Raw genomic sequence first — 7,448 nt, 5'->3', positions numbered from 1 at the left:
GTGATGCGCGGTGCCGAGGCTATCTCCTCCTACGCCCCGATCGAGGAATCCGAGAAGTTCCGGATCGAGTACTGGGCCCTTGAGGAGGCCAAGCTCGCCCGGATGCCCAAACCGAAGTCCCACGCCACGCGCATCGCCTTGGTGACGGGCGCGGCGTCGGGCATCGGAAAGGCGATCGCCACCCGCCTCGCCGCGGAGGGCGCCTGCGTGATCATCGCCGACCTCAACCTGGACAACGCGCGGGCAGTCGCGGCCGAGCTCGGCGGTGACGACGTCGCCATCGGAGTCCAGGCAGACGTCACCGACGAAACCCAGATCGCCGCCGCCATCCAGGAAGCCGTCCTGGCCTTCGGCGGACTGGACCTGGTGGTGAACAACGCCGGACTGTCCATCTCCAAGCCGCTCCTGGAAACCACGGAGAAGGACTGGGACCTGCAGCACAACGTCATGGCCAAGGGCTCGTTCCTGGTCTCCAAAGCCGCGGCGAAGGTCATGATCGACCAGGCCCTCGGCGGGGACATCGTCTACATTTCCTCAAAGAACTCGGTGTTCGCCGGTCCGAACAACATCGCCTACTCCGCCACCAAGGCTGACCAGGCCCACCAGGTCCGCCTGCTTGCCGCCGAACTGGGCGAGTACGGCATCCGCGTCAACGGCATCAACCCCGACGGCGTGGTCCGCGGCTCCGGGATCTTCGCCGGAGGCTGGGGCGCCAAGCGCGCCGCCGTCTACGGCGTGGACGAGCAGGAACTGGGCAACTACTACGCCCAGCGCACCCTGCTCAAGCGCGAAGTCCTGCCCGAGCACGTGGCCAACGCGGCCGCCGTGCTCACCAGCAACGAACTCTCGCACACCACGGGCCTGCACATCCCGGTGGACGCGGGCGTCGCGGCCGCCTTCCTGCGATGAAGAACCTACCAAATTCCGGAACGATTGTGCCGTGAACGTCGCCGTCGCATGCCCGGCCGATGATTCGCTTCGGTCAAACTAACAACCGGCATCCAAGATGCCATAAGGAGAAGCATGTCCGCTGAAGTAGTCATCGTCGGATCGGCAAATCAGGACTACATCATAGAGCTTGATGCGCCGCCAGAACCCGGGCAGACAGTCTTGGCACACCGCTTCCACACGCAATCAGGCGGCAAGGGTGCCAATCAGGCCGTGGCCGCGGCACGCTTGGGGAGTTCCGTCAGGTTCATCGCAGCCTTCGGAGACGACGCCGAGGGCGCATCAATGCTCAGCAGCCTAAAGGCTGAGGGAATAGATACTCGCCAGGTCCAGATCCTGCCGGGCGCACGAAGTGGCGCCGCGTTTGTCTCGGTCTTCCCTAACGGGGAGAATTCCATCTCGGTGGTTGCCGGCGCGAATCTTGGCCTGTCCGAGGCCCACGTCAGAGAATCCCTGAACGACGTTCGCCGCGGTGCAGTCGTTGTGGTCCAGGCAGAGGTGCCGGTAGCTGCTATCCAGGAAACCTTGAATGCCTCACAGCGGGCTGGATTGCGATGTGTACTTAACCTCGCCCCATACGTGCCTATTGATGAACGTCTCCTTCGCCATGCCGATCCCCTTGTGGTGAATGAGTCCGAGGCCAGCGCGCTGATATCCAGGCCCGTATTCGATGAAGCAAGCGCCCGCGATGCAGCCCGTCAGCTCGGCGAGATCGCCTCCTCAGTAGTCATCACAATGGGCGCGGCAGGCGCCTATTGGCTCGACCAGAAGAATGAGGGCCACGTTTCGGCTCCATCGGTTGGCTCCGTGGTCGATTCCACCGGGGCCGGGGATGCGTTCGTCGGCACACTCGCGGCGTGCTTGGCCGGCGGCGGATCACTGTCGGAGGCAGTCCGGTTGGGCGTTGCTGCGGGCTCCTTCTCAGTCATGAGACTCGGAGCCCAGTCTTCCTACCCGACGGCCAATGACCTGCGGAGCCACGAGGAATCAAAACTGTCTCCGGTCTTGCAGTACCTGCCCGTCCGGTGACATCGGCTACCCCGTCAGCGCTGGGATTTCCTCGGGATCGGCACAGCGGTTCAATCGAACCGCCGCCGTTGCCCTTCATATGCTCAGCAGCCAGCACACTCGCGTTGAAGAGAGCCTTGACGCTCAAGTCGAAGACAGCGTCCCACTCTTCCTCCTTGACGTCCACAGCGCCTCCGTGGAAACACGTCCCGGAGTTGTTCACAAGAATGTCAATGCCACCCAACCGTGATGCCGCACTATCGATGGCGTCGGCGAGCTCGGTTTTGCTCGTGAGGTCTGCTACTGGCGCAGCCACACGGTAGCCCTCAGTACGTATTCCCGGTACTACCAGGTCATTTCTCGCCCCGTCGCGGGAAATAAAAACGACCTGAGCGCCCGCTTCGAATAACGCCCGCACGAATGCGAGGCCCAAGCCTCTGTTGCCGCCGGTAACCACTGCCTTCCGGCCAGTCAGTGCGTATTTCGCCAAAACGTCCAGGTGCAGACGGGGCGGGGACGGCATCAGCCTCGTGAAGCCCGTGATGGCGCGCCATCCCCGCACCGAGGCCCACAAGCCCTCATTGTGCTGAGAGTTGTCCTCTAAAAGGCAAGGCCGCGTGGCTCTGGACCGAGGTCGGCGTGCATCGGATCAATGACCTCGAATCCGTTGGCTTTGTAGGAGTCGTAATCGAAGCTCTCACACTCTTCGAAGCCGATCCGGTGGTAATCCAAAAAGCCGTCCCAGTCTTCGTATCCGTCACCAAGGCTGCTTTCGAGAAAAGCGTCGGCCATCGCCATTCCGAGGCGTGGCGCGGTGTAAAAGCCTCCCATTGCAAGAACGTTCGCATTGTTCGCCGTCGCGGCGCGTCGAGCCGTCACGACGCTTTCGCAGACAGCGGAGTGCACGTGGGGACACTTGCTGGCGGCGATGTGGATCCCCATGCCGGAACCGCAGAACAGCAATCCTTTCTCGAATTCACGCTCAGAGATGCGTGAGCCAACAAGGAACCCTACGCGATGATACATTGGCGCATCTTTTTGAACTGGAGTCAGGTCGGTAACACTCCAACCGCGCTCGATGAGATGCCGCTTGACGGCTTCTTTGAGCGGAAATCCCGCAAAGTCAGCGCCGACGACGACTTGCTTGTTACGTGTGGTATTCAAGTTGTTTCTTCACTTTCTGTTGGGAGGGGATGTTGTTGGGACCGGCCCGATGAGCGCGTCAGCGGAACCGTGCCGGGGTCGCCTTACCGTGACAACGAGTCGACGTTCCATTCGGTACTGCCGGGCTCACGGTGCGTTCGGCACACATATTTGAGGTGGGTTGCAGCTCCCTGTGGATTTTCCACGTCGGCGGTCAGGTTGACCGTCCACTCCGGGTCGCCTCCCGATCTCGTGACATCGCTGAATGCAATCGAACCGGAATCGTGCAGGGCCGCACTGATGGCTTCATAGCAAGCCTTCTGAGCGGCTGCACCCACATTGTCCTGGAAAAACGTCGCAATCCACGAAACCAAGAGAATCAGCACAAAGATCGTACGTCGTCCTGGGACCCGCGGACCGGGTCGGCCTTCAGTGGCTGCCTTTCTAGTGCGCCTCCCAAGGGATGTTTGTCCCAGACCTGGATTCATGTCCTGCTCATTTCACCAATATCGGCCAGCACCTGGTCGCGCCGGCATTGGATTTCTGTTGAAAACGATCATGAGTAGGCGAAACATCCTTCGACAGGGAGTTTGCCCAAGAGCCATGAGCCGCTCCGCCCTGTGTTCGGGCGGAGCGGCTCATGTTCGATATGCGGAATCTAGGCAGAGGCGCCCTGGGTTTCCAGTTCCTTCGTAACGCCGTTTCCGAGGGGTGCGGTAAGACGATCTGCGAAGAAGTGGCTGACCCGGGGACCATCCACTTCAAGCGCCACGTCCATGTTCGGCGGCAGCTTCTTGGGGTTGGTGCGCAAGAGATCCTGCTGTCCGTTCGCGTTCGCAACGTACATGTCACGTTCGATCGGCGTCAGGTTGTATTCCGTGGCGATGTGCAGCGGGAACAGCTTCAGCAGGGTCTGATCGAAGGCATGCATGACCACGAGTGGATCATGCAGCCACAGGGCCGTGTGTTCGGTTGCAATTCCCACGGCGGTGTAGATCAGCTTCTCCTGCGGGGGCCACAGGTCGAGGATACGGGTGGCCATTTCCGTAATTGGAGTGTTGGCTTTCCGGATTCGCTCTTCGTCTTCTTTCAAGAGCGGGGTGTAGAGCGTCACATCACACGGAACGTATGTGATCGGCATCCCGGAGTTCAGAACGATTTCAGCAGCGATGGCATCGTTGTTGAAGTTGTACTCCTCGCGAGGCGAGCGACGCACGCCCTTCTCATCCACAATCGGGATAACAACGCCCGCCATGATGATGAGTTCCTTGATGTTCTCCACGACCCGCGGCTCGCGAAGGATCGCGTGGGCGACGTTAGACACCGTACCCAGGGTGACGACCTTGATTTCACCGGGGTTGTTCATGATCGTTTCGATGATGAAATCAACTGCGTGCTGATCTTCGTATTGGGGCTCTTCGCCCTCTTCGAGGATGCCTTCGCCCTCGAAACCAAACATCAGTGCGTGGCCGCGCATCGGCATGCCGATCCCCTTGAACACCGGGATGTCGCTACGGCCGGCCGCCTCCAGGACCTTGACTGCGATCTGAGCCCGCAAGTGCGTGTCTCCGTAGCAGGTAGTGACACCCTCGACGATCAGCTCCGGCGACTGGGCCGCGAACATCACCGCAAAGGCGTCGTCGTAGTAGGTTCCAATATCCGTATCGAGAATGATGCGAGTCTTTTCCACTTTCTTACTCCAATCTTCGTTGGCTGGATAAACAGCTATGTCTAACTTCTTGTGACATTTATCAGTATATTACAAGCAAGCGGGGCGCCGTCAAGAGGGTTTTTGCCTATGTTTCCGAATTTCGAGGAATCAAATAACAACAAATAACACAACGGGGCCCTGTGTTTGGGCTTAGTAGCGAATCTCGCGGGCTCTGGACAGCACTAGCGGCCGAAGCGCTGAACCTTGGGACTTTGCGCATACGGCCAAGTGGCTCCCATGATCATGTAGTCGGTCGTCGTATAACGGCCGGCCACGGTGTCAGCCAAGGATTTCGGCCCGTCGAACCCGATGACTCGCCACCCGACAAAGTCCTTGTTACCTCCATACACGGGATCGGCATAGAACCCCTGACGCGTGTGGGCGACCAACATGTCGAAGAATCCGAGGCCGGTGTCGCTGACGGGTTGGTTGGTCGGGGGCGGGCCCCCCTCCCCTGAGTTGAAATCTTCGTCATCGTGCAACTGAACGTGCCGCGGCTTTGGCCGTCCGGAGGTTTCAACGAGCAGTTCGTCCTGCTCGTCATCCGATAGCTCGTGGAAGTCCTTGCCATATTTGTTCAAACTGAGCGCTTTCAGGGCCGCTAGCCCTTCGCGGTAGACGGACTGCCTATGCCTGATCCGCGCTTGCCAGGCTTCGGCTTCCTTTCCGCGTATTTCCAGGAATCCGTCACCAGCGGCGCTGGCATACACGAAGTCACCGGACAGAAAACGGTCCAGAAATCGTACGACGTCGGCTTCCGCGGCTCCGGGATCGTAATCCGTGGGGATGATTCTTGCCGTCGCGGCCCGGACCAGGGTCCACTCCTCGTCCGTAAAAAACAGGGGCCCGTCTACGTCTCGAGCCGAAATCGGCACTGTGGGCCAGTGGGCCTGGGATTGGCTGACCATGGGAGAAACCCTCCTTGTTGTCTGTTTCATCAGGGAAAGTGGCATCAGTCCGCTGTGCGGCCTTTGCCGCGGACATGGATGATGCGTTCAGTGCACCGCCAGGCGTTGGCCATGATGGTAAGTGTCGGATTCACGCCGGTCGAGGTTGGGAAGAAGCTGCCGTCGAAGATGTAAAGGTTCGGCACATCATGGGTCTGGCACCATTTGTCGACGACGGACTTTGACGGGTCATTGCCCATCCGTGCAGTACCCATTTCGTGGCAGCAGTTGCCTGTGATCTTTTCGAGGTTGACCGGGATGATCTTGCTGGCGCCTGCCACCTCCAGAATTTCCATGTTTTTCGCAACCTGCCACTTGGCCTGGGCGAAGTCGTTGGCATGAGGAGTGTGGGTGATGCGGGCGACTGGCAGTCCCCAGGCATCGACGACGTTTGGGTCGAGGTCTACCTTGTTGGATTCGACGGGTAGATCCTGAACCATGACCCCGAGCTTCATGCTGTGGTTGAACAGATCGCGATCAGCGTCCTTCGAGGCCTGCCCCCAAGTAGGTCGCCCGGGGAAGGTCCAGTTGACGGGATGGCCAAGCATCGAGGCGAAGATGAGCGTCCCCAGCATGTGACCGCGGTCGTAGTCAGTCTGGTAATAGTCGAACGACATGGTGTTCGTGTAGTGGCCGGCCCAGGGATACAGGGGATCAACCACCTCCTTGTCGAACAGCCCGATAGCGAAGAGATACTCGTGGAAAGTGGCGTTCGCTCCCAGCAGACCACTGCTATTGGCGAGCCCGTTGGCATGAGCCGCTGATTTCGATAGTTGAAGCAGGCGTGTGGTTTCAATTGCCCCGGCGCAGCAGATCACGATATCGGCAAGCTGCTCAACCTCATTGCCGTCAGCGTCGGTGTAAATGACGCCCTTGGCTGTTCCGTCCGGGTGAAGAGTGATCTCCCGGACATAGGAGTCCGGCCTGAGATCAAGCAGCCCTGTGGCAAGTGCGTCCGGAATGAACGTATTCGCCGTTGAAGACTTGGCCCCTACGGGGTCGCCATACTGCTGCCAGAAGCCTGAATTCACGTGCGCTTTGCGCCCTCGATACGGCTCGGTGACCATTGCCTGCGGAATCGGGAAGGTGCTTTGGCCCATCTTTTTCATGGCCTGCGCAAATACACGCCCATAGTGTGTCAGCTCGACCGGCTTCGTGGGGTATCCCTTGGAACGCGGTCCTTCCCATCGGTTGGCGCCTGCCAGTCCCGAAGTGCCAAGCTCCCATTCAACGCGCGTGTAGTACGGCTCAAGGTCACCGTATTCGATGGGCCAGTCGACCAGGCTCGCGCCGGGAATATCACCGTGCAGCGAACGGAGGCGGAAGTCGTCCTCCGTCATCCGGGGAACGATGCCTCCCCAGTGGATTGTTCCGCCCCCGACCCCCTGGGGAGTCGGGGAGAACTGGACTTCTTCCTCCGGGCTTTCCTCGTCGGGCCGGTACGTACGTGGCTTCAGCTGAGGATCAGGCCAGACGTAGTTCCGGTTCAGGTATTTGAGTTCGTCACCCGAGAATTGCTCATTTCGCAAGAATGGACCCCGGTCAAGTGCGACCACACGGATCCCGGCCTCTGTAAACACCTTGGCGGCCGTGCCGCCGGAGGCGCCTGCACCTATGATCAATACTTCGACCGGCTCGGGTTTCTTCCTGGGAATCATGACTACCTAACCTTTCTTTGCACCTCTGAAACG

Annotated in this window: 8 protein-coding genes; 2 read left to right on the top strand and 6 right to left on the bottom strand. The window is 59.8% G+C overall.

Annotation, left to right across the window (positions count from 1 at the left end):
- On the top strand, nucleotides 1-909 hold a 909-nt coding region (locus AB0O52_RS20095), incomplete at its 5' end, for an SDR family oxidoreductase (RefSeq protein ID WP_364541400.1).
- A gap of 114 nt (nucleotides 910-1,023) precedes the next feature.
- Nucleotides 1,024-1,977, top strand: a complete 954-nt coding sequence (locus AB0O52_RS20090) for a ribokinase (RefSeq protein ID WP_364541398.1) — start codon at nucleotides 1,024-1,026, stop codon at nucleotides 1,975-1,977.
- Here AB0O52_RS20090 and AB0O52_RS20085 read toward each other — a convergent pair.
- From AB0O52_RS20085 to AB0O52_RS20060, 6 genes are all read right to left on the bottom strand, one after another.
- Complete coding sequence (locus AB0O52_RS20085; protein ID WP_364541411.1) at nucleotides 1,874-2,479, bottom strand: SDR family oxidoreductase; 606 nt, start codon at nucleotides 2,477-2,479, stop codon at nucleotides 1,874-1,876. The two genes, AB0O52_RS20090 and AB0O52_RS20085, sit on opposite strands and share 104 nt — an antisense overlap.
- A gap of 77 nt (nucleotides 2,480-2,556) precedes the next feature.
- On the bottom strand, nucleotides 2,557-3,120 hold the full coding sequence (locus AB0O52_RS20080; RefSeq protein WP_364541396.1) for an RpiB/LacA/LacB family sugar-phosphate isomerase: 564 nt from the start codon (nucleotides 3,118-3,120) through the stop codon (nucleotides 2,557-2,559).
- An 83-nt stretch (nucleotides 3,121-3,203) separates the two neighbouring features.
- Nucleotides 3,204-3,485 carry a hypothetical protein gene (locus AB0O52_RS20075; protein ID WP_364541393.1) on the bottom strand — a complete coding sequence of 94 codons (282 nt, stop codon included), beginning with the start codon at nucleotides 3,483-3,485 and terminating at the stop codon, nucleotides 3,204-3,206.
- A 272-nt stretch (nucleotides 3,486-3,757) separates the two neighbouring features.
- Nucleotides 3,758-4,789, bottom strand: coding sequence for a nucleoside hydrolase (locus AB0O52_RS20070; RefSeq protein WP_364541390.1), 1,032 nt, complete (start codon nucleotides 4,787-4,789; stop codon nucleotides 3,758-3,760).
- A 203-nt stretch (nucleotides 4,790-4,992) separates the two neighbouring features.
- The gene (locus AB0O52_RS20065) at nucleotides 4,993-5,718 is read right to left on the bottom strand and encodes a gluconate 2-dehydrogenase subunit 3 family protein (RefSeq protein WP_364541387.1); all 726 of its coding nucleotides are present in this window, start codon (nucleotides 5,716-5,718) and stop codon (nucleotides 4,993-4,995) included.
- Nucleotides 5,719-5,762: 44 nt separating this feature from the next.
- Nucleotides 5,763-7,415 carry a GMC family oxidoreductase gene (locus AB0O52_RS20060; protein ID WP_364541384.1) on the bottom strand — a complete coding sequence of 551 codons (1,653 nt, stop codon included), beginning with the start codon at nucleotides 7,413-7,415 and terminating at the stop codon, nucleotides 5,763-5,765.
- Between the last annotated feature and the right edge of the window lie 33 nt (nucleotides 7,416-7,448).

Origin of the sequence: Arthrobacter sp. NPDC080073, from assembly GCF_040686575.1 — a bacterium.
GTDB lineage: Bacteria > Actinomycetota > Actinomycetes > Actinomycetales > Micrococcaceae > Arthrobacter.
Note: the sequence above shows the minus strand (reverse complement) of the source record. Positions and strands in the feature narration are given on the sequence as shown.